Here is a 21,201-nt window from a genome sequence, read left to right as displayed (position 1 = left end):
CCAAGGCTAACAAGAGCTTACCGGTAAGGGGTTTCGAAAGAGGCTTAACGGACGGTCACCCGAGCAAGGATAATTAACCTAAAGATTTAGCCAACGATCCTGGCCGGAATTGCTATCGCCGGGGTTGCCGCTTCTGGATCCAGATCACCACGCGGAACACTATGTAGAGCAGCGCCACCGCAAGGTGCGAGGCGACGATCAGCGGCCGGTGGCCGAACAGCTCGGGGAAGCCGGCATACATGACGCTCTCGGTCACCGCGCAGATGAACCAGATCACCGGCCCCCAGGACGCCAGCATCCAGAGGCCGGCGGCAGCGAACGGAAAAAACACCGCCAGCACCACCGCCGCCACCTGCCAGTGCACCGGCATCAGGTCGAAGCGCCACAACGGACCGGGGTAAAAGCCGATCAGCCGGATCCAGTACAAGATGCCGAACAGCAGACAGTAGCCGGCGATGACGCGCTGGAACCAGGCGAAGATGACCTCGATCGTCGAGGGCTGCAGCACCACGCGTCTCGAGGCGACCTCGCTCACAACTTCAGTTCCCGTTCGCCGAGCGATGCGAAATAGGCGTCGACGTTGGCGGCGCTGACGTCATCGATACCTGCCGGCCGCCATTGCGGCGTCGAGCCTTTATCGATGATGGCGGCGCGGATACCTTCATAGAAGTCGTGCCCGGCAAGCATGCGGTTGAGGATACGGAACTCCATTTTCATGCACTCGTCCATCGACAACGTCTGCCCGGCGCTAATCTGGCGCCATGCAACATGCAGGCTGGTCGGTGAACGTGTGCGGATGGTGGCCAGCGTCTTTGCCGCGAACTCGTCGGCAGCGGCTGCCCGCTCCAGACTGGCGACGATATCGGCCAGCGACGGCTGCGCGAAATGCCGGGCGATGGCTTTCAGCGTCGGCCTGTCGGTCTCGCGCCTGGCCGGGACGAAGCAGCCGCGCAGCACCGATTCCGGGTCGCCGCTTTCCGCCAGACGGTCGAGGAAGCCGGCCTGGTCCTCCGCCTTGATCGTATGGGTGGCGAGGCCCGACCACAAAGCATCGCCATAGCGGATGCGGTTGCCGGTCAGCGCCAGATACATGCCGAAGCTGCCGCCGAGATCCGGCAACAGATGGCTGGCGCCGACATCCGGGAAAAAGCCGATGCCGACCTCGGGCATGGCAAACTGGGCGTTCTCGGTCAGCACTCGCTGCGAACCATGGAAGGAGATACCTACGCCGCCGCCCATGACGATGCCGTCGATCACCGCGACATAGGGTTTCTTGAAGCGGGCGATGCGGGCGTTCAGCCGGTATTCATCGGCGAAGAAATCGACCGGAGGCCTTCCTGCGCGGCCGGCTTCGTAGATGTGGAGGATGTCGCCGCCCGCCGAAAATGCCCTGCCCTCGGCCTTGACGACGACAACGTCGACGCCGTCGTCGCGCTCCCAACTGCGCAGCGCCTTGTCCAGCGCCTTGACCATGCGGTGGGTTACGGCATTGAGCGCCTGCGGCCGCGTCAGCGTGACGACGCCAGCCCTGCCCAATCTTTCGAAGCGAATCTCGTCGCCTCCGCCAAAATCCATCGCCAGAGAATCCCTCCCCGCGCCCGCCGGGAGTGAAGTGCTAAAGCGTGGCGCATGGCCGCGTCAATGGCGGCGGCCAATCCGCTGCATGGTCGTCGGCGTCACCCAGTGCTAATGCTGGCGCTTTGAACCGGAAGGTTGAACCATGCCTTGGTTGCCGCGCCTTGCTGTTGTGGTGGTCGGCCTGATCGCTGCGAACACTCCTCCCGTATCGGCCGAAACCGTCGACGAACTCTATCAATCGCAGACCATCGTCACCGGCCAGGGCGAGGTCAACAGGCAGATCGGTTTCAAGGCCTGCCTCGATGCGGTGCTGGTTCGTGTGTCCGGCGATCAGCGGCTGCCGAAGAGAACTGAGATGGCGGCGCTGCGCGACAAGGCCGGCAGCTTCGTTGCCGAATTCCGCTATCGCGACCGTCTCGAAGGCATTCCGGTCCATGACGAACAGGGCACCCATGACCGGCCGCACGATCTCACTTGTCTGTACAGGCCTGACGTTATCGATCCGGTGCTTGCCACGCTCGGCAGCAAACCATGGCGTGGCGAGCGGCCACGCCTGGTAATTTTCCTGGCGGCGGAGCAAGGCACAAGGCAGTTCGTGCTGACCGCCGACGATGAGCGCGGGGCGGCGATGCGCGAATCGTTCGTCAATGCCACCGGTCCGCTGGTCATGCGGATTGTGTTTCCCGAAGCGTCGCTGCTGTCGGCCTCGAAGCTTAACGACCAGGCCCTGCGCCATGCCGATATCACGACGCTGGACCAGCTTGCCAGGAAGGCCGGAGCCGACCAGGCGCTCGCCGGCAGTATCGTCTGGAGCGACAAGGAACTGGGCTGGATAGCCGACTGGCGGCTTGCCTTGAATGGCAAGAGCTACAATTGGCAAGTGCGCGGCGTCAGCTTCGACGAGGCATTCCGCGTCGCCATGCGGGGTGCTGCGCAGATCCTGTCGGGCAATGGCCAACCAGAATAGCGCCCGACAGGACCGCTGGCGCAATCGTGTCGCATTGGTCAGCAGCGGAGGCTCGTGGTAAAAGCCGCCCGATCCGGAGTTTTTGCGATGAACAAATTCACCCCTGCAAAGCCTGCCGGCGCGCGCAGCGTCGACGAGATCACCGGCAGCCGGCGGCTGCGGCGCATGCGCAAGGCCGATTGGTCGCGCCGCCTTGTCCAGGAGAACCGGCTGTCGGTCGACGATCTGATATGGCCGATCTTCGTCGTCGACGGCAGACAAGTGCGCGAACCGATCGTCGCCATGCCCGGCGTGTTCCGCCTGTCGCTAGACCTCGCCGTCAAGGAGGCTGAGCGCGCGGCCAAGCTTGGTATTCCGGCGATCGCCACTTTCCCCAATGTGGAGCTCGGCCTGCGCGATCAGACCGGTTCGCATATCCTCGATCCGGAAAACATCATCAACCGTGCCACCCGCGCCATCAAGCACGCGGTGCCGGAGATCGGCATCATCACCGACGCCGCGCTTGACCCTTTCACCTCCCATGGCCATGACGGCATCTTGCGCGAGGGCATTATCGTCAATGATGAAACGGTGGAGCAGGTGACGGCGGCGGCAGTCATCCAGGCGGCGGCGGGGGCCGACATCATTGCCCCCTCGGACATGATGGACGGCCGGATCGGTGCCATCCGCGATGCGCTCGACGCCAATGGATTTCAGGATGTGGCGATCATGTCCTATGCGACCAAGTTCGCATCCGCCTTTTACGGCCCCTATCGTGAGGCGGTCGGCACCGCCGGCCTGCTCAAGGGCGACAAGAAGACCTATTACATCGACCACGCCAATTCCGACGAAGCGGTGCGCGAGGCCGAGCAGGATCTCGCCGAGGGCGCCGACATGCTGATGGTCAAGCCCGGCCTGCCCTATCTCGACATCATCCGGCGGCTGAAGGACGAGTTGCAGATGCCGACCTTCGCCTATCAGGTCTCGGGCGAATATTCGATGATCAAGGCCGCCGCCGCCAATGGCTGGATCGATGGCGAAAAGGCGATGCTGGAATCGCTGCTCGCCTTCAAGCGCGCCGGCTGCGACGGGATTCTCACCTACTTTGCGCCCGAAGTGGCGGCGATGCTCAAGGGGTGATGCGCCTTTGTAGCGTCTGCATCGAGTAGTGTTCGTTCGTCCAAAGCGCGACATGGAACGCCGCAGGACATCGCTTCAAGTTTACGCTGCCCCTCGTTGCCCTGCCGGGCATTTCTCCCCGTAAAGTGGCAGGGAGAAAGACGCGTTCGTAAAAGATTTCACCAATCTCCAGCGTTGCAAAAACATCGACGTTGCGGCCAGCCCCTTCTCCCCGTCACTATACAGGGAGAAGCTGCCGGCGGCGCCGACATTGAGATTGGTTATTCCAACATGATTTGGAAGCGACTGCCCCGCCGGCGATTCAAAATACCGCTTGCAAAATGCAATCAGTTAAGCTACCCCGATAACTGCTTGCATCTCACAATTGGTTATCGAGGAGGCTCTCATGTCCAAACTTCGCGTCAGCGCTTTCACCTTGTCGATCGACGGCTTCGGCGCCGGTCCCGACCAAGACCTGAAGAACCCGCTGGGTGTTGGCGGGGAAGCCCTGCACGAATGGATGTTCGGCACCCGCACCTTCCGCAAGATGGTCCTCGGCAAGGATGGCGGGACCACGGACACTGACGAGGCGTTCGCGGCACGCAGCTTCGAAAATGTCGGCGCATGGATCCTCGGCCGCAACATGTTTGGGCCGATCCGCGGCGAATGGCCGGATGACAGCTGGAAAGGCTGGTGGGGTGACAACCCACCCTACCACGTGCCGGTCTTCGTGCTCACGCACCATGCGCGTGATCCCATTGTCATGGAGGGCGGCACGACCTTCTATTTCGTGACCGACGGCATCCACTCAGCGCTGGAGAAGGCGAAAGCAGTGGCTGACGGCAAGGATGTACGGCTGGGCGGTGGCGTTTCTGCGATCCGGCAATATCTCAAGGAAAAGCTCATCGACGAAATGCATCTGGCGATCTCACCGGTCCTGCTAGGCGCCGGCGAGAGCCTTTTTGCCGGCATCGACATGCCCAAGCTCGGCTATCGCTGCAGCGAGCAGGTCGCGACGCCGAAGGCCACGCATGTCATCATCGAGCGCACCTAGCTTGTTGCAGGGCGCCGCCATGGAGGCGGCGCCCTCCTCGCCGCTTTAGTCAGTACTTCTCCGGCACATACAGTTCGCGCGGCAGTACCTGGCGCTCGTATTCGGGATTGAAGACGCGCTCCGGCAGTGTGATCTCTTCGTGCGGCACCTCCTCATAGGGCATCTGCTTGAGGAGATGGTCGATGCAGTTCAGCCGTGCCCGCTTCTTGTCGTTGCCCTCGACGATGAACCACGGGGCTTCCGGGATATTGGTGCGGGCGAACGTTTCTTCCTTGGCCTTGGTGTACTGCTCCCAGCGCACGCGCGACTGGAGGTCCATCGGCGACAGTTTCCATTGCTTCATCGGGTCATGGATGCGCATCAAAAAGCGCATCTGCTGCTCCTCGTCAGTGATCGAAAACCAGTATTTGACAAGCGTAATGCCTGAGCGGACCAGCATGCGTTCGAAATCCGGAACGTCGCGGAAGAACTCCTCGACCTGATCCGGCTGGGCAAAGCCCATTACCCGCTCGACGCCGGAGCGGTTGTACCAAGAGCGGTCGAACAGCACGATCTCGCCGCCGGCCGGCAGATGCGGAACGTAGCGCTGGAAATACCATTGCGACTTCTCGCGCTCGGTCGGCGCCGGAAGTGCTGCGACGCGGCAGATGCGCGGATTAAGCATCTGGGTGATGCGCTTGATAACACCACCCTTGCCCGCCGAGTCGCGGCCCTCGAAAACCACGACGAGCTTCTTCTTGTGATAGGCGACCCAGGATTGCAGCTTGATCAATTCGGATTGCAGCGTGATGAGATCGCGAAAATACTGCAGGCGGTCGATCGATGGCGGATGTGGATTCTTGTAGATTTTGGCGATCTCCATCGACAGCACCGGCTCCGAGATTTCCAGCTCATAATCTTCGTCGAGCGTGTCGGCGAGTTCCGCTTCCAGCCAGTCCCTGGCCGGGGAATTCTGTTTTATCTCGGTCATTTGCGCTGCTCCGCTTACAGGCCTTGCCGGCCGCTGTCAGGCGCTCTGCCGCCCGGCCCGGCGGCCGGAAATCGAAGCGCTGGACCGATGTTAGTATAGGCCGGCAATGACGGTTTTATTGCAGCCACTACTGCGCTGGCTATGCGTTCAATCCGCAAGATGTGATCGAGCTTGCCCTGCGGGGCGGGCGACAAGCGGAACGAATTATCCTACAAATGCCCGGTTCACTGAGGGGCTGTCGTTTGCAACGCCCTTTCCCGATAAATCGTGAGGATACGACATGGAATACCGCACTCTCGGCCGTTCCGGGCTGAAGGTTTCGACCCTGACAATGGGCACCATGACATTCGGCGGCGGCGGCGCGTTTTCGGCGGTTGGCAAGACCGACCTCGACGAGGCGCGTCGGATGATCGACCTTTGCATCGATGCCGGCGTCAATGTCATCGACACCGCCAACGTCTATTCGAACGGGGTGTCGGAAGAGATCATCGGCGAGGCGCTCGGCGGCAAGCGCAAGGGCGACGTGTTGATCGCCTCCAAGGCGCGCATGCGGATCGGCAAAGGCCCCAATGATGAAGGCCTGTCGCGCTACCATTTGGTCCGCGAATGCGAAAGGAGCCTTAAGCGGCTCAGGACGGATGTCATCGACATCTATTTCCTGCACGAGTGGGATGGCCTGACACCGCTCGAGGAAACCATCGCCGCGCTCGACACGCTGGTCGCGCAGGGCAAGGTCCGCTATGTCGGCTGTTCCAATTATTCCGGCTGGCAGGTGATGAAGGGGCTTGGCATCAGCGATCATCATCACCAGCCGCGCTTCGTCACCCAGCAGATCCACTACACGCTGGAAGCGCGCGAGGCCGAGTATGAATTGTTGCCGATCTCGGTCGACCAGGGGCTCGGCGTGCTGGTCTGGAGCCCGCTTGCCGGCGGGTTGCTGTCCGGCAAATACCACCGTGACCAGCCGACCGCCCGCCAGCTCAGCGGCTGGTCGGAACCGCCGATCCGCGACGAGGACCGGCTGTGGCGGATCGTCGACGTGCTGATCGATATCGGCAAGAACCACGGCGTGTCGGCAGCGCAGGTGGCGCTTGCCTGGCTACTCGGCCGGCCCGCCGTCAGCTCATTGGTGATCGGCGGACGAACCGAAGCGCATTTCAAAGACAATATCGCCGCTGCAAGCCTGGTGCTTGGCGATGAGGAGCGCACACGCCTCGATGCGGTCAGCAGGCCGCCCGTGCTCTATCCCTACTGGCACCAGCAGTTCACCGCAAAGGACCGGTTCGGTCCGGCCGATCTCGTCCTCGACCGCGACGGCGCCTGAAAAGCCGGGCTCTCCGGACTGCGCGGAGATATGGAGCCCGATCGTGCCTTGCGCTGTTGTGTTTGCGGTCCAATGCTCCTAGGCAAAGGCCAAGCACAATGAAAGGAAACGATATGGCACGAGCACCGAACTACGGTCAGGAACGCAAGGAACGCGACCGGCAGAAGGCTGCCAAGAAGGCGGAAAAGCAGGCTGCCAAGGTCGCAGCCAAGGAGCGATCGAAGCCCGAGGGCGAGAGAGAGTCCCAAACCAAAACCGAAACGGCCGAGTGATGACGCCCGGCCTGTCAGGCGGTCCGCGCCTCGGTCAAATCCCGCTATGCCTCAGGCGGGCGCCTTGTCGCTGACGAAGACGTTCACTTCACGAGCGGCGGCAATGAAGGCCCGTCTTGCGTTCATGGCCGGCTTGTCGCCGGCCAGCGCATCATGACAGGCTTGCAACGCTTCGCGGTGCTTGGGGCTGCGCTTGCCGGGCCAATTGTTGAGGAGGTAGTCGGAAGCCTCGCGGGCCGTACGCAAGAGCTGATTGCTTCCCGCCGCGCCCTTGACGGTCACGGGTGTGTCAAATCGGTTGTTTTCCATCGCTGCTCTTACGCCATCGGCATTTGCGAAGCGAGACCGAAAGTAGCATTCTTCGCTCATCTGCTCTTTTCGTGATCAATGGCAGCCGATCCTCACTCAAGCGACGACCGCAAATCCCCGGGCGCGCAGGCCGCGCCGGTCGTTGCGCAGCGAGGTCACCAGCCGGTCGCGGCTGCCGATGATATGGGCCGAAAGCAGGCGGGCGGCGCTATCGGCATCGCCGGCCCGCACCGCCGACAGAATGGCATGGTGTTCGGCCCAGGCACGGCCAAGCGCTGCCTCGTCGCGAACCTCGAGCCAGCGGGCGCGCGACAGGCGCGTCATCGCATCGCGAACCGCTCTGAACAGGAACTCGTTGCCGGATAGACGTGCCAGCTCGATATGAAAATCCCTGCCGACGCGATGCCATTCCTCGCGCGGCGTCTTGTCGTCGCAAGAATCGAGCATCGCCTCGATGATTTCGACGGCACTTCTGTCCTGCAAGGTGCAAGTTAGTCTGAGTGCCGCGACCTCGACCGCCTCGCGATAGACGGCGATCTGCTCGAGTTCAGCAAGATTGATGGGCGAGACCGTCCAGCCGCGGCCGTCGCGGCAGATCAGGCCTTCAGTCTCGAGCCGCAGCAATGCCGCCCTGACCGGCGTGCGCGATGCGCCGAAGCGGCTTTCGACCCAGCGCTCCGTCAGCCGCTCGCCGGGACCGATCTCGAGCCCGAGGATCATCTCGCGAAGCTGCTTTTCGACGTTCTGCATCTGCGACATTGGCGTTCCGTTCAGGTCATTTGTTCCGGCAATCGGATCACTGGCCGGCGTTGGCCGATCACGCCGGCCTTTGTCGATCATGTTTGAGAGGCCCGCATTGACAGCGACGGGGCTTGCGTTCATGACAGATACCAGCTTGGTATCCCAAATTGGTATCCGTAGCAAGCTTCATGCAAGCTGGCCGGACAGGACATGACATGCCGCAAGACGCCGCCCTCGCCATGCAAGGCACGCACAACGTCCACTGGCGCCGCAATCTCGCCGTGTGTTTTGCCGGCTCGTTCAGCACGCTTGTAGCGATGACGCTGCTGTTGCCCTTCCTGCCGCTTTACGTCGAGCAGCTGGGCGCCGAGGGCCATGCGGCGATCGTGCAGTGGTCGGGCATCGCCTACGGCGCCACCTTCCTTGCTGCCGCGCTGGTCGCGCCCCTGTGGGGGCGGCTAGGCGACCGCTACGGCCGCAAACTGATGCTGGTGCGAGCCAGTTTCGGCATGGCGCTGTGTATGTCGCTGACCGGCATGGTGCAGACCGTCTGGCAATTGGTGCTCTTGCGCCTGCTGATCGGCTTTGCCGGCGGCTATTCTTCGGGCTCGACCATCCTGGTTGCCATGCAGACGCCGAAGGATCGCTCCGGCTGGGCGCTGGGCGTGCTGTCGGCCGGAATCACGGCCGGTGCCCTGGTCGGTCCGCTGCTTGGCGGCGCGCTGCCGCCGCTGATTGGCATCCGCGCCACATTCCTGCTCGCCGGCGGCGTCATTTTCCTGGCTTTTCTGGCAACCACCTTGCTGATCAAGGAGGCCCCTCGCCCGGTTGCCGCCAAGGCCGCGTCAGAAGAAAAAGTGAAAGACGGCTGGTCGCAGATTCCCGACAAGCGCCCCGTCGTCGCCATGCTGGCGACCGGCATGCTGTTGAGTTTCGCCACCATGTCGATCGAGCCGATCATCACCGTCTATGTCCAGCAGCTCATCGAAGATCAGAGCCAGGTCACGCTGGTCTCCGGCATCGTCATGTCCGCGGCAGCGCTCGGCGCCATCCTGTCGGCGTCGCGGCTCGGCAAGCTCGCCGACCGTATCGGCCACTGGAACGTCATCGTTGCCGCACTCGCCGTCTCGGCGCTGCTGCTGATCCCGCAGGCCTTCGTTACCCAGGGCTGGCAACTCGTCGGCCTGCGTTTCCTGATGGGCCTGGCGCTTGGCGGTCTTTTGCCCTGCATCACCAGCGTCATCCGCCACAATGTGCCCGACGGGGTCGGCGGCAACGTACTGGGCTTGTCGATCTCGGCGCAATATGTCGGGCAGGTCGCCGGACCGTTGCTCGGCGGCTTCGCCGGCGGCCATTTCGGTATGCGCTCGGTGTTTCTCGGCACATCCATTCTGATGGCGGGCGGAGCGGCCTATAACTGGCTGGTCCAGTCGCGCCGCGAACGCGACATGCTGGCGGAAGCCGGCAAATCCTGACACGGTTCGCGGCACTATCTCAGGCGGTCGCCAGGAATCACGGAGGCGTGGAAATGAGCACGGATGAACACGCGGCAGGCGGCCGCATTCTGGTTCTTGCCGGCGGCCTATGCGGCGCAACCGGCGTGGCGCTTTCGGCGGCGGCGGCACATCTCGGCGGCGCTTTCGTCGGTACGGCCGCATCCTTCCTGCTCTTGCATGCGCCGGTCTTCCTTACCGTCGGGCTGCTCGGTGGCAATAGCATCCTGCGAACCGGAAGCCTCATCCTTCTCGTCGGGCTTCTGCTATTCTCGGGAGATCTTTTGGCCCGCGACTTCCTTGGCTCGCGGCTGTTCCCGATGTCGGCGCCGATCGGCGGCACGTTGCTCATCGGCGGCTGGCTGATGATGGCCGCCTCGGCGCTGGTGCGCCCGCGCCGCCATTGATGCGGCAACCAATGGCGGCCGCTGCTCCTTCGCCAGCCGCCCTCGATCCACGAGCTCTGTCTTGCCAGCTCAGTCTCGCGGACGTTCGGGCCGGACTTGGCCATCGCTGTTGGTCGTCTTGACTACACGCCGCCGCTCCGGCCGTTCGGTGGCCGGCGAGATGCCCCAATAATTGCGATAGATGTCTTCGAACAGATGCTTGATCGGGTGCATGGCTTAATCTCCTCTAGTTTTTTGAATCGATCCAATCAGCGGGCACAAAAATAGGCCACCGATCAGCTCCGCTTGCGTCCTACGAGGAAACCCAGGTCGCGAATCCACGGACCGGTCCTGTCTCGCCGCTTCCGGGCCTCCGCGCTCGAACGGATGCTCCAGTCGTTCCGGTAAATGTCCTCGAACAGATAATTGACGGGGTGCATGGCGCTCTCCTCTTGTATCGATCCAATCTGGGGACGAAAAACGCTCTTGGATCGATTCAAAGAATACGCATCGCACCACAAATGTCAAGCAAAAATTTGAATCGATCCAACGAAGGTGTTAGGTAGTCGGCGATACTGTTGGACCGGAGTCCCGGAGACAAACAAATGGCATCACTCACCGAAGGCAGGAGGCCCATCCGGCTGGCGGACATCGCCAAAGCCGCGGGCGTATCACACGGCACCGCCTCCAATGTCTTCAGCCGTCCCGAAATCGTGCGTGAGGAAGTCCGCGAGCGCGTCAAGGCGGCGGCCGAGGCGCTGGGCTACGCCGGCCCCGATCCAAAGGGCCGCCTGCTGCGCGCCGGCAAGGTCAATGCGATCGGCGTCGCCACAACCGAGCCGCTGTCCTATTTCTTCGACGACCCGTTTGCGCGCGTGATGATGGCCGGCATCTCGGAGGCATGCGACGCCACCGGCGCGGGAATAGCCCTCGTGTCGGCCGGCAACGAGGAAAAACTTGCCTGGAATATCCAGAGCGCCCTGGTCGACGGCTTCATCCTTTTCTGCATCGAGGGCGGTCCGCGCCTCGTCGAGCTGACGCGCGAACGCAAGCTCCCCTTCGTCGCGCTCGAGCTCGGCTCGCAGGACGCCACGGTCTCCGCGATCGGCGTCGACAATGTTGCCGGCGGCCGGCTCGCGGCGCGCCATCTGGCGGAACTTGGACATCGCCGCTTCGCCGTGCTGTCGCTGGCCTTCGCCGACGACAGCACCGGACTTGTCTCGCCCGAGCAGGTCCGGACCGCAGTCTATACAGGAACCCGTGACCGCCTCCTCGGCTATCTCGAAGAGCTTTCCCGGTTCGGCGTCGATACCGCCAAGGTGCCGGTCTACGAGACTGAAAACGATGAGGCCAGCACAAGGGCCGGCCTCGAAACCCTCTTCGCCTCGGCAGAACCGCCGACCGCCATCCTGGCGATGTCGGACCGGGTCGCGATGGAAGCATTGGAATGGCTCAGCGCGCGGGGCATCGCGGTTCCTCGCGATGTTTCCGTCGTCGGCTTCGACGGCGTGCCTGAAGCCGCAATTTGCGAGCCTCCGCTCACCACCATCGCCCAGCCGATCGCCGAGATCGGCCGCCGGGCAGCGCGAAGAATCCTCGACTTCGACGGCACGGTGCGGCGAGAAACGCTCGGCGTCGAACTTGTCGTCAGGGCGTCGTCCGGGCCGCCGCCAGGCACAGGTTGACTGGGCAGATCGGCTCCAAATCTTATCGATTGGCCGCCATGGGACCGATGCCAAAGGATGGACGGACCGGCGGCGCCTCGTTGCGGACCGGCTTGCCCTTGCCGGACCAGCCGATAGCGGACAGCCATTCCAGATAGAAGGCGAGCGCGAACTGCATGGCGATGCCGGCGGCGAGCAGCAGACTGTCATAGGCAAAGCCGCCCGGGTTGACCAGCTTCATCACCTGCGCCGCCATGGCAATCACCGTGCCGGCAATGAAAACCGGCAGCGAGCGTTTGCCCAATATGGCGAGCGGATTGTCGCGGCCGGTGCGGAACAGGTTCGAGACGAAAGGCAAGGCGACGACTAGGTAGCTCATCGCCAGGATGTGCAGCAGCCGCGGCAACGACAGGAACGTCTTGTCGAAACCGGTCAGCACCACTGGCAGGTCGAGCCACGACACATGCCCCCACAGCGGGCTGTGCACCCAGACGAGCGCCGTCAGCACATAGGCGGCGGCCGCGCCGACCAGCCAGCGATTGACAGGTATGGTGCCGCCGCGCCGCACATGCAACACGCTGGCCATGCCGATATTGAACAGCAATTGCCATGACAGCGGATTGAGGAACCAGAAGCCGGGCTCCGGGTAGTTCGGCGGCGCGATCTGGTAGATTCCGGCAATCAGCCAAAGGGCTGCGGATACTGCGAGCGCCGCCAGTGGCCGGTAGCTGATGAACAGCAGGAAGACCGGAGCCATCAACAGCAGCGCCGCATAGACCGGCAGTATGTTGTTGTAACCGAGCTGATGGCCGAGCGTGACGATGCCGACCAGGACTTGTGGCGGGTTCCTGACGAGCGGCTCGATGTTGATCAGCGTCAGAAGATCCGGCCGTTTCGCAAACACCGCCGCGGCGCAGAAGATGGCCATCACCACCATCGTCGTGACGATGTGGGTGACATAGAGCACACCGGCGCGGCGCCACATTTTCAGCGTTGCAATCAGCCGGTTTCCCGGCTGGAACTTAGTACCGTAGGCGAGAGCGACGGACATGCCGGAGATCAGCACGAAGGCCTCGGCCGCATCTGAAAACCCGAAATTCTTGTAGGTCAGGGTTTCGAAAACGGTGCCCGGCACGTGGTCGACGAATATGGTCAGGAGGGCGAGAGCCCGGAACACATCAATACGCGTATCGCGTTCCGGCGAAACTGGCATGGTCATCGATAAAAGGCCTTAAAGCTGGTTGTTCATGCCCGGCATGCGATCCCTCGGGCGACCACCCGGCGCACACTGCTTCGATCTCCCCCGCGGGGATTATATCGGCAAAGAAACGGACTGAAATGCGCCCGGTTCAATCAACTTTCGCGGAGCTTGAAAATATTCCGTTTTGAAGCCGGCAAATTAACGAAAGTAACGCGGAATCAAAAGGATGTGACTATGGCCGAGGAGAGCCTCGAAGACGGTATTCTGCAGGAAAATTCAGGCTTTTTCTACCGGCTCCTTCGACCCGCCAACTTACCCGGCGACTGGCTGTTCCTGTTGCATGGATCGGGTGTCGACGAGACGACCTTGCTGCCGCTTGGTCGGCAAATCGCGCCGCATGCGGCGCTGGTTACGGTCCGTGGCCGCATCCCTCAGGAGGACGGTTTCCGCTGGTTCACGCGAATCACCCCGACGCGATTCGAGCAGGCAAGTATCCGCGCGGAGGCAGATGCGTTTGCAGGCTTCGTCGCCGGCGTCGCGAAGCGCCACAGCCCCGATCTCCGCCGCGCGACCTTTCTCGGGTATTCGAACGGCGCCAATCTGGTTTCAAGCGTCATGCTGCTGCATCCGGGCCTCATCGAGCGCGCTGCATTGCTGCGCCCCATGCCGGTGCTCGACGAGGTGCCGCCGGCCGACCTGTCGAAGGCGCGGGCTCTGATCGTCGCCGGCGCCGCCGACCTGACCTACGCGCCATTCGCGCCGGTGTTGGCCGCTCTACTGAGCTCGCATGGCGCCAAAGTCGAGACCCACACCATTGCCTCCGGCCATGAAATCGGCGACGCGGATGCTGAAATCGTCAGGCAGTGGCTGGCGGGGTCAGGCAACCGCTGAACGAGCGGATTGAGCGCACGCACAACGCGGGCCCGACCATCGAATGTCAGTGTGCGGCGGGCTGGAATAGCTCGATCACATTGCCGGACGGGTCTTCGAGCAGGGTCTGCGAGCCGCCGACGCCATTGATGATATCGTTGCGGAAGGCGAGCCCGGCCCTTCAGGCGCGCAACCTCTTGCTTCAGATCCGGCACCACCAGCAGGATGCGGTTCCACCCTCCCGGCACCGGCCGGCGGCCATCCGGCATCGCCCGTGCGCCCGAGCTCTCCGGCCCGCTCAGCAGAAGCCGCAGATCGCCGCGCGTGACCGAGCAGAAAGCCGGCCGCGCATCCCGTTCAATGGCAAAGCCCAGATGCTTCACGTAGAAATCGATGGAAGCGGCGACATCGTCGACAATATAGCGAACACTGACGGGCGTCATGAGCGGGGACCTTTCAGTTCGAGTAGAACGTTTTATTAAAGGCTGCTCATCATCGGCAACGCCCCGGCAGCACTACGACGCCGCCGACACACTATGACCGTCGGTTCGCCAGGGAATCAGGGCAAGCAGACCAGCACTGCCGACCACGGCGAAGACAGCGCCGTAGATGAACACCGCCTCATGGCTTACACGATCCCAGAGCTGTCCGGCGACAACGCTTGCCGCGAGTTCCAGCAGGCCGACCGTGGTGCTGTACCAGCCGATGCCGCTGGCACGCAGCTCTTGCGGCACGAAGTCCGAGGCGAATGCCTTGCCGACTGAGCGGAAGATGCCTTGATAGAACCCGTAGAAGGCAAAAAGCAGCCCGATCAGATAGATGTTCCGGGTCAAGACGAAGCCGAGATAGGCGATCAGGAAGATGACGAAGGACGACAGTAACACGCCCTTGCGGCCGAAGCGGTCCGATAGAAAGCCGGCCGGGTAGGAAATCAGCGCCGCAACGAGATTGAAGCCTGCGTAGATAAGAATGGTTGCCTCCAAAGAGGCACCGATATCCTGTGTTTGCAGAATCAGAAATGCATTGCTCGAATTGCCGATGCCGAAGAGAGCTGTCACCAAGAGATAGATCCAATAGGCTTTGGGAAACTGCCGCAGATTGACGTCGATCTTGGCCTTTGCGGCTACGGCCAGTGGCTGCTCGTGCACCAACACCACCATGAGGAAGGCGAGCCGGGAATGAGCGCGAGATAGAAGATCCAGCGGATATCGACTTTGAGCGCGATGAGAAGCAGCACCGCGAGCAGTGGCCCCAGAAACGCTCCCAGATTGTCGCCAATGCCTTCTAGGCCGAATGCTTTGCCTCGGTGCTCGTCGGCCACGGACGAAGCAAGGAGCGCGTCGCGCGGAGCGGACCGGAAACCTGCAGCGAGCCGATCCACAAACCGCGCGCCCAGGACCATCGGCCACACTGTGGCCACGCCGATCAGCGGTTTGGCGATAGAGGCCAGAAAATAGCCAATGAGGGCTATCGGTTTCCGCTTCTGAAGCCTGTCCGAGAGCCAGCCCGAAAAACCTTGCACGATGTTCTGCGTCGCCTGGGCGATTCCGTCGACCAGACCGACGACGCTCCCGCTTGCGTGCAGGGTCTGGGTTAGGAAGATCGGCAGGATCGGATAAAGCATCTCGCTCGAAATGTCGGCAAACAGGCTCGCCAGCGCCAGAAGCACCGTGTTTCGGGAAATCCAGGCGAAGGTTTTCCTTGGCGCTGGCCCAGTCATTGCTTTGCCCTGTTCGGCAATCCGTTTGGCTGAAATGCAACGGCTACCATGTCGGTTGCAATGCGCCACTGCTGAGTGTCCTGCCCCATCCCGAAGGTCCGCGCAGCAAAACCGGTGCCCACGCGGTCCTTCGATTCGGGATCATGGTCTACGCCCGCCCCATGCGGTTCCAGGCGTCCAGCCCGGCGATCTTGTAGGCTTCGGCCAGCGTCGGATAGTTGAAGGTGTTGTTGACGAAGAAGTCGACGGTGCCGCCGAGATTGATGACCGCCTGGCCAATGTGGATGAGTTCGGTCGCGCCCTCGCCGACAATATGGGCGCCGAGCAGACGGCGTGTTTCGATCGAGAACAGAAGCTTCAGGAAGCCGGTGTTGACGCCCATGATGTGGCCGCGCGATGTCTCGCGGAACCGCGCCACGCCGACCTCGTAGGCGGCACCACTCTCACGCACCTGCTCCTCGGATTGCCCGACCGTGGAGATTTCCGGCACGGCGTAGATGCCGTAGGGAAAGGTTTCGGGCGGCGGCGGCAAGGGCACGCCGAAGGCATGGCAGGCGGCCACCCTGCCCTGCTCCATCGAGGTCGATGCCAGGCTCGGAAAACCGATGACGTCGCCGGCGGCATAGATGTTGGACGCGCTGGTCTGGAAGGTCTGCGGATCGACCTTGATGCGGCCTCTGGAATCGGACTCGATGCCGACCGTTTCCAAGCCCAGGCTGCCGACATTGCCGGTACGCCCTGCAGCATAAAGCACGATCTCGGAACGTATGGTGCGGCCGTCGGCCAGCATCACCTCGGCATAATCGGGTTTGGAGGCGATCTCCTTGACGGCGCTGCCCAAGCGGATGGTCATGCCGCGGTCGCGCATCTGATGGATGAAGTCGTCGACGATCTCGCGGTCGACGAAATCCAACATCGTGTTGCGCGGCTCAACCAGTGTCACCGGAACGTCGAGTGCCGAAAAGATTGTCGCATATTCGACGCCGATGACGCCGGCGCCGATCACCGTCAGCGTGCGCGGCAGGCGGTCGAGCTCCAGCATCTCATCGCTGTCGAAAATCCGTGTCTTGTCGAACGGCACGTCGTGCGGCCGGTGCGGCCGGGTGCCGACCGCGATCAGCGCATGGGCGAAGCCAACCTCGCTGTAGTCGCCGGTGTCGGTGGTCAGGCTGACCTTGTTGGGGCCGAGGAATTTTACCGCGGCGCGCGCACTCTTGACCGTGTTGCGCATGAACTGGTGCTGCAGCACCTCGACCTCATGGTCGAGCGTCTTGTGCAGGCGCTCGACCAGATCGCCGACCGAAATGTCCTGCTTGACGCGGTAGCCGCGTCCATAAAAGCCGCGCTCACGCCAGCCGGAGAGGTTGAGCACCGTCTCGCGCAACGTCTTCGACGGTATGGTCCCGGTATGCACCGAAACGCCGCCGAGACGCCGGCCTCTGTCGACCACCAGCACCGACTTGCCGAGCTTGGCCGACTGCACCGCGGCGCGGCGCCCGGATGGGCCGCTGCCGATGACCAGCATGTCGTAGTCCATGTCGCCCCGTCCCCTCGGCTCGGCACCTTTTGTTGCGCCGCAGCAAGCTAACGCCATCCGCGCCATGAATTCAACAAGTCAGACGACGCCGGGCACTCCGTCACCATATACGGCGGCGAATGGCTCGATCTTGATTCCGCCGCGAACCTTCACCATTTCATCAACACGCGGCCCGTGCATTAACCCGGGTTCGATTACGAGGAAGTGACATGAACGCTCGCGTTCTCGACGGCGATATCATCACCAGCAGGCTCGAAGACGTCCGCGCCTATGAAGGCGTGCGCACGCGGCGCATTCTCGCCTTCGTCATCGATTATTTCATCGTCGCGCTGCTCACCATTCCATTCGCGATCCTGGTGTTCCTGTTCGGGCTGTTGACGCTCGGCCTCGGCTGGATGCTGTTTTCCATACTCGTGCCGGCCGTCGCCATCCTCTACATCTGGAACACGCTCGGCAGTAAAGACCAGGCCACCACCGGCATGAAGATGATGGGCATCCGGCTCGACCGGCTCGACGGCAGCCCCATCGACGGGCTGACCGCCGTCGTGCATTCGGTGCTGTTTTGGGCCGGCAATGTCATCCTTTCGCCGCTGGTCCTGCTGGTGAGCCTGTTTTCCGACCGCAAGCGCACGCTGCACGACCTGCTGCTCGGCACAGTCGTCAGCCGCAGCGGCCGCTGAGCAGACTTTTGAAGCGCGGCCGCAGCCTTTGCGCACAAATGTGAAGACGTCCAATCAACCAGGCTTTCACAATCCTGTTGAATTTTTCGGCGTCCGCGCCAAAGGTAGAGCGATTCGCAGGAGTGTTTCCAAGGCTCGATGACGCAGCACCCGACCCAGTCGCCGCAGTTCTTTCTGACCGCGCCCTCGCCATGTCCCTATCTCGAGGGCCAGTTCGAGCGCAAGGTGTTCACACACCTGGTCGGCGACAAGGCCCCCGAGATGAACGATCTGTTGACGCAGGGCGGTTTCAGGCGGTCGCAGAACATCGCCTACAGGCCGGCCTGCGAGACCTGCCGCGCCTGTGTGTCGGTGCGCATCCTGGCGCAGGAATTCACCGCCAGCCGCAACTTGAAACGGGTCATACAGCATAATTCGGATCTGGTCGGCGCCATGCACGACGCCGAACCCTCCACCGAACAGTATTCGCTGTTCCGCAGCTATCTCGACGCCCGCCACCGCCGTGGCGGCATGTCAGACATGACCGTGCTCGATTACGCCATGATGGTCGAGGATACCCATGTCGACACCAAGGTCATCGAATACCGTCGCCGCGGACCTGACAGCTTCATCACCGGCAAGGGCCAGGGCGAGCTGATCGCCGTGGCGCTCACAGACAAGATGGCCGATGGCCTGTCGATGGTCTATTCCTACTTCAACCCGGACTTCGAGGACCGTTCGCTCGGCACCTTCATGATCCTCGACCACATCGCCCGCGCCAGGGCGATGGGCCTGCCCCATGTCTACCTGGGTTACTGGGTCAACGGCTCGCGCAAGATGAATTATAAGATGCGCTTCCAGCCGCAGGAGCATCTCGGCCCGAAAGGCTGGGAACGCTACAATCACGAAGCGGTTTCGCGCTGATCTTCGCTTTCGGTATTCACTCATAAATTGTTTCGAGGAGGATGCCGCTGGGCTTCCGGCCGAGCGGCTGGAAAACCGGGGTCAATTTTGCGCCTCCAAGCTGATCGCGAGAATTGCCGCATGTCTTCCCATAACGACCACCAGAGAGGCCTTCTGATCACCGCCATCGGCGGGCTGACGCTAACCGTCGACATTCCGCTGATCCGGCTCGCCGATGGCGAGGCATGGACGATCCTGCTGTTGCGCACCGGCACAACCTTCGTCTCCACACTTATCATCTGGGCCGTCTGGCGCTCGCTGAGCGCAAAGGCACCGCAGCTTGTGCCGGGCTGGTCAGGGCTCATCGTTGCCGGCCTCTACGGGCTCGGCTCGATCGCCTTCATCACCGGTGTCTACAATACCTCGACAGCCAACCTCGTTTTCATCCTGGCGTTCACCACCATGTTCGCGGCCGTTTTGTCGTGGCTGTTCCTGAAGGAGAGGCCACGGCCGCTGACGCTTGCAGCGCTGGCACTGATGATCGTCGGGGTGACGATCATTGTCGGCGATTCCGTTGGAACCGGACATCTCTTCGGCGACCTGATGGCGCTTTGCTCGGCTTTCATGATCGCCGCGGCCATCACCATCTCGCGCGCCAGCGGCAAGGATATGGGTTTCACGGCGCTGATCGGAGTGGTCCTGCCGCTGGCCGTCGCCACCCTGATGGTTTCCAAGGTGGGTTTTCACGTCAACGCGCCATGGTGGATCGTCTTCAACGGTGCCGTCATCATGCCGATCTCGTTCTTCTGCCTCGCCAACGGCCCGAAATACATCTCCGGGCCGGAGGTAGCGATGTTCTACCTGCTTGAAACCGTGCTGGCGCCGGTCTGGGTGTGGATGATCTTCGCCGAAACACCGTCGCGCAACAGCCTGATCGGCGGCGCGATCCTCATCATGACCTTGATCGGCCATTCGCTCTGGCAGTTGCACGAGGGGCGCAAGCGCCGCGCCACGTTTGCCGTCAGTTACCCGGCCTGATTCTTTTTCGCGGCGGCGCGTCCGGCGACAATTTCGATCTGCGGCGGTGCGTCATCGTGCTCCGCCGGTTCGGCGGCAGCGAGCTCATCGGTCAGTTCCACTTCGCGCAGCCATTCGCGCCAGATTGCGACCAGCAGGGCCATCAGCACCGGGCCGATGAACAGGCCGAGAAAGCCCATTGTCTTGACGCCGCCAATCAGGCCGAAAAAGGTTGGCAGGAAGGGCAGCTTTATCGGCCCGCCGACCAGCTTCGGGCGCAATGTCTTGTCGACGATGAAGAGTTCGACCGCGCCCCAGACGAACAGCGCCAGCCCGGCCATCGGCGAGCCGCTGGCGGCGAGATAGATCGACACCAGCGTGAAGGACAGCGGTGCGCCGCCGGGGATCAGCGCCATGATGCCGGTCAGCGCGCCGAGCGTCACCGGCGACGGCACGCCGGCCAACCAGTAAGCGACACCCAGCACCAGCCCTTCGCCGATGGCGATAACGGTCATGCCGGTCACCGTCGAGGAGATTGTCGCAGGCACCACGCGTGAGATCCGTTCCCATCTGGCCGGCAGGATGCGTTCGCCGAGGCGATCGACCTGTCCGGCGAAATGCTCGCCGTCGCGATAGGCGAAGAACAGCGCGATCATCATGAATAGCAGCGTCAGCAAAAGGCCGAAGGCGCTGCCGCCGGCGGCAAGCACGCCGCGATAGATGCTGCCGATATTGGCGCCACTGATCAGCTGGATCAGTTCGCCGATACCGCCGGGGTGGCCAACGTTGACCGTCCATTGTTCATTGAGCCATTCGCCCACCACGGGCATGGTGGCGATCCAGTGCGGCGTCGGCGCACCGTAGCGGTTGGTCTCGATCGCCCAGTTGACCCACTCGCGCACCTCATTGATGGCGTAGGTGCCGGCAAGCGCGATCGGCACCACCAGGAAGGTCAGGATGAACAAGATCGCAAGCGTCGCAGCGATGGTGCGGTTGCCGCCGACGCCGGCGAGCAGCCGCCGATAGAGCGGCCAGCTGGCGAAGGCGATCACCAGGGCGGCAAGGACCGGAAACAGGAAGCCGTGGAAGAAATAAACGCCGGCGGCAACGATCAGCACCAGGAGCCAGCGCGCCGCCGACAGCGGCGGAATGACAGCGGCCCTGAGCGGCGTCGACAGGCCAAACAGACGCTGCTGCCGCTCCGGCTTCTGGATCCTGACTTCCTTCAAGCGGCTACCTCTCCCTGGCCTATCGTATCGCTTATGCCCTGATATAGTGCAGCAATCGTGACGACATTCCAAATGTTTGGGTGGAGCTGCTAATCTCCCCCCTTGAGGGGGAGATTACCGCTTCACCCGAACTTGCCCGTGCGCGGAAAGCCCTTCGGCACCATGCGGCCGGCCGAGGCGCGGGCGCCGATCCATTCGGCAAGCTCGTC

Annotated in this window: 23 protein-coding genes and 1 pseudogene; 12 read left to right on the top strand and 12 right to left on the bottom strand. The window is 62.5% G+C overall.

Annotated features, from left to right (window positions below):
- Positions 1 to 112: 112 nt before the first annotated feature.
- Together NKJ91_RS17445 and NKJ91_RS17440 are read right to left on the bottom strand one after the other, a co-directional pair.
- Positions 113 to 535, bottom strand: coding sequence for a DUF6163 family protein (locus tag NKJ91_RS17445; RefSeq protein ID WP_352456576.1), 423 nt, complete (start codon positions 533 to 535; stop codon positions 113 to 115).
- Positions 532 to 1,575, bottom strand: a complete 1,044-nt coding sequence (locus tag NKJ91_RS17440) for an enoyl-CoA hydratase/isomerase family protein (RefSeq protein WP_352456575.1) — start codon at positions 1,573 to 1,575, stop codon at positions 532 to 534. The genes NKJ91_RS17445 and NKJ91_RS17440 overlap by 4 nt, the downstream gene beginning before the upstream one ends.
- Positions 1,576 to 1,720: 145 nt before the next feature.
- Between NKJ91_RS17440 and NKJ91_RS17435 the strand changes: the two genes are divergently transcribed.
- The 3 genes from NKJ91_RS17435 (at position 1,721) to NKJ91_RS17425 (ending at position 4,697) form a co-directional block, all read left to right on the top strand.
- Positions 1,721 to 2,545 (top strand): DUF8605 domain-containing protein, encoded by an 825-nt coding sequence (locus NKJ91_RS17435; RefSeq protein WP_352456574.1) that lies wholly within the window; start codon positions 1,721 to 1,723, stop codon positions 2,543 to 2,545.
- Positions 2,546 to 2,632: 87 nt separating this feature from the next.
- Positions 2,633 to 3,664, top strand: coding sequence for a porphobilinogen synthase (hemB, locus tag NKJ91_RS17430; RefSeq protein WP_023674482.1), 1,032 nt, complete (start codon positions 2,633 to 2,635; stop codon positions 3,662 to 3,664).
- A gap of 385 nt (positions 3,665 to 4,049) precedes the next feature.
- On the top strand, positions 4,050 to 4,697 hold the full coding sequence (locus NKJ91_RS17425) for a dihydrofolate reductase family protein (RefSeq protein WP_023674481.1): 648 nt from the start codon (positions 4,050 to 4,052) through the stop codon (positions 4,695 to 4,697).
- Between the two features lie 49 nt (positions 4,698 to 4,746).
- Here NKJ91_RS17425 and ppk2 read toward each other — a convergent pair whose 3' ends face one another.
- Positions 4,747 to 5,667 carry a polyphosphate kinase 2 gene (gene ppk2 / locus NKJ91_RS17420; RefSeq protein WP_352456573.1) on the bottom strand — a complete coding sequence of 307 codons (921 nt, stop codon included), beginning with the start codon at positions 5,665 to 5,667 and terminating at the stop codon, positions 4,747 to 4,749.
- Positions 5,668 to 5,947: 280 nt separating this feature from the next.
- On the opposite strand from ppk2, the gene NKJ91_RS17415 reads away from it, so the two are divergent.
- Both NKJ91_RS17415 and NKJ91_RS17410 read left to right on the top strand, forming a co-directional pair.
- On the top strand, positions 5,948 to 6,991 hold the full coding sequence (locus tag NKJ91_RS17415) for an aldo/keto reductase (protein WP_023674479.1): 1,044 nt from the start codon (positions 5,948 to 5,950) through the stop codon (positions 6,989 to 6,991).
- Between the two features lie 113 nt (positions 6,992 to 7,104).
- Positions 7,105 to 7,263 (top strand): hypothetical protein, encoded by a 159-nt coding sequence (locus NKJ91_RS17410; protein ID WP_023674478.1) that lies wholly within the window; start codon positions 7,105 to 7,107, stop codon positions 7,261 to 7,263.
- 51 nt (positions 7,264 to 7,314) lie between these two features.
- On the opposite strand, the gene NKJ91_RS17405 is transcribed toward NKJ91_RS17410, so the two are convergent.
- Both NKJ91_RS17405 and NKJ91_RS17400 read right to left on the bottom strand, forming a co-directional pair.
- Positions 7,315 to 7,572: a DUF982 domain-containing protein gene (locus tag NKJ91_RS17405; protein ID WP_023674477.1), complete on the bottom strand. Its 258-nt coding sequence runs from the start codon at positions 7,570 to 7,572 to the stop codon at positions 7,315 to 7,317.
- 96 nt (positions 7,573 to 7,668) lie between these two features.
- Positions 7,669 to 8,331 (bottom strand): GntR family transcriptional regulator, encoded by a 663-nt coding sequence (locus NKJ91_RS17400; RefSeq protein ID WP_023674476.1) that lies wholly within the window; start codon positions 8,329 to 8,331, stop codon positions 7,669 to 7,671.
- Positions 8,332 to 8,528: 197 nt separating this feature from the next.
- On the opposite strand from NKJ91_RS17400, the gene NKJ91_RS17395 reads away from it, so the two are divergent.
- Together NKJ91_RS17395 and NKJ91_RS17390 are read left to right on the top strand one after the other, a co-directional pair.
- On the top strand, positions 8,529 to 9,788 hold the full coding sequence (locus NKJ91_RS17395) for a multidrug efflux MFS transporter (protein ID WP_023674475.1): 1,260 nt from the start codon (positions 8,529 to 8,531) through the stop codon (positions 9,786 to 9,788).
- 53 nt (positions 9,789 to 9,841) lie between these two features.
- Positions 9,842 to 10,213 carry a DUF423 domain-containing protein gene (locus NKJ91_RS17390; RefSeq protein ID WP_023674474.1) on the top strand — a complete coding sequence of 124 codons (372 nt, stop codon included), beginning with the start codon at positions 9,842 to 9,844 and terminating at the stop codon, positions 10,211 to 10,213.
- Positions 10,214 to 10,282: 69 nt separating this feature from the next.
- Here NKJ91_RS17390 and NKJ91_RS17385 read toward each other — a convergent pair whose 3' ends face one another.
- Positions 10,283 to 10,426, bottom strand: a complete 144-nt coding sequence (locus NKJ91_RS17385; protein ID WP_023674473.1) for a hypothetical protein — start codon at positions 10,424 to 10,426, stop codon at positions 10,283 to 10,285.
- A gap of 371 nt (positions 10,427 to 10,797) precedes the next feature.
- Here NKJ91_RS17385 and NKJ91_RS17380 point away from each other — a divergent pair, with 371 nt between their 5' ends.
- Positions 10,798 to 11,877 carry a LacI family DNA-binding transcriptional regulator gene (locus NKJ91_RS17380; protein WP_352456572.1) on the top strand — a complete coding sequence of 360 codons (1,080 nt, stop codon included), beginning with the start codon at positions 10,798 to 10,800 and terminating at the stop codon, positions 11,875 to 11,877.
- 22 nt (positions 11,878 to 11,899) lie between these two features.
- Here NKJ91_RS17380 and NKJ91_RS17375 read toward each other — a convergent pair whose 3' ends face one another.
- A complete protein-coding gene (locus tag NKJ91_RS17375; RefSeq protein ID WP_023674470.1) occupies positions 11,900 to 13,075 on the bottom strand; it encodes an OpgC family protein in 1,176 nt (391 codons plus the stop codon).
- Between the two features lie 216 nt (positions 13,076 to 13,291).
- Between NKJ91_RS17375 and NKJ91_RS17370 the strand changes: the two genes are divergently transcribed.
- A complete protein-coding gene (locus tag NKJ91_RS17370) occupies positions 13,292 to 13,948 on the top strand; it encodes an alpha/beta hydrolase (protein ID WP_352456571.1) in 657 nt (218 codons plus the stop codon).
- Positions 13,949 to 13,994: 46 nt separating this feature from the next.
- Here the strand turns inward: NKJ91_RS17370 and NKJ91_RS17365 are convergent.
- The 4 genes and pseudogenes from NKJ91_RS17365 to sthA all read right to left on the bottom strand — a co-directional run bounded on the left by NKJ91_RS17365 (position 13,995) and on the right by sthA (position 17,184).
- A pseudogene (locus NKJ91_RS17365) lies at positions 13,995 to 14,370 on the bottom strand (VOC family protein).
- 72 nt (positions 14,371 to 14,442) lie between these two features.
- Positions 14,443 to 15,075: an MFS transporter gene (locus NKJ91_RS17360; RefSeq protein ID WP_352456570.1), complete on the bottom strand. Its 633-nt coding sequence runs from the start codon at positions 15,073 to 15,075 to the stop codon at positions 14,443 to 14,445.
- The gene (locus NKJ91_RS17355) at positions 15,051 to 15,716 is read right to left on the bottom strand and encodes an MFS transporter (RefSeq protein WP_352456569.1); all 666 of its coding nucleotides are present in this window, start codon (positions 15,714 to 15,716) and stop codon (positions 15,051 to 15,053) included. The genes NKJ91_RS17360 and NKJ91_RS17355 overlap by 25 nt, the downstream gene beginning before the upstream one ends.
- Positions 15,717 to 15,795: 79 nt before the next feature.
- A complete protein-coding gene (gene sthA / locus NKJ91_RS17350; protein WP_352456568.1) occupies positions 15,796 to 17,184 on the bottom strand; it encodes a Si-specific NAD(P)(+) transhydrogenase in 1,389 nt (462 codons plus the stop codon).
- A gap of 209 nt (positions 17,185 to 17,393) precedes the next feature.
- Here sthA and NKJ91_RS17345 point away from each other — a divergent pair, with 209 nt between their 5' ends.
- The 3 genes from NKJ91_RS17345 (at position 17,394) to NKJ91_RS17335 (ending at position 19,784) form a co-directional block, all read left to right on the top strand.
- Positions 17,394 to 17,864: an RDD family protein gene (locus NKJ91_RS17345; protein WP_352456567.1), complete on the top strand. Its 471-nt coding sequence runs from the start codon at positions 17,394 to 17,396 to the stop codon at positions 17,862 to 17,864.
- A gap of 138 nt (positions 17,865 to 18,002) precedes the next feature.
- Complete coding sequence (locus NKJ91_RS17340; RefSeq protein ID WP_352456566.1) at positions 18,003 to 18,767, top strand: arginyltransferase; 765 nt, start codon at positions 18,003 to 18,005, stop codon at positions 18,765 to 18,767.
- Between the two features lie 120 nt (positions 18,768 to 18,887).
- The gene (locus NKJ91_RS17335) at positions 18,888 to 19,784 is read left to right on the top strand and encodes a DMT family transporter (protein WP_352456565.1); all 897 of its coding nucleotides are present in this window, start codon (positions 18,888 to 18,890) and stop codon (positions 19,782 to 19,784) included.
- On the opposite strand, the gene NKJ91_RS17330 is transcribed toward NKJ91_RS17335, so the two are convergent.
- Positions 19,772 to 20,992: an AI-2E family transporter gene (locus NKJ91_RS17330; protein WP_352456564.1), complete on the bottom strand. Its 1,221-nt coding sequence runs from the start codon at positions 20,990 to 20,992 to the stop codon at positions 19,772 to 19,774. The genes NKJ91_RS17335 and NKJ91_RS17330 overlap by 13 nt on opposite strands.
- Positions 20,993 to 21,201 lie beyond the last annotated feature (209 nt).

This window comes from Mesorhizobium sp. M0040, from assembly GCF_040323505.1.
GTDB lineage: Bacteria > Pseudomonadota > Alphaproteobacteria > Rhizobiales > Rhizobiaceae > Mesorhizobium.
Note: the sequence above shows the minus strand (reverse complement) of the source record. Positions and strands in the feature narration are given on the sequence as shown.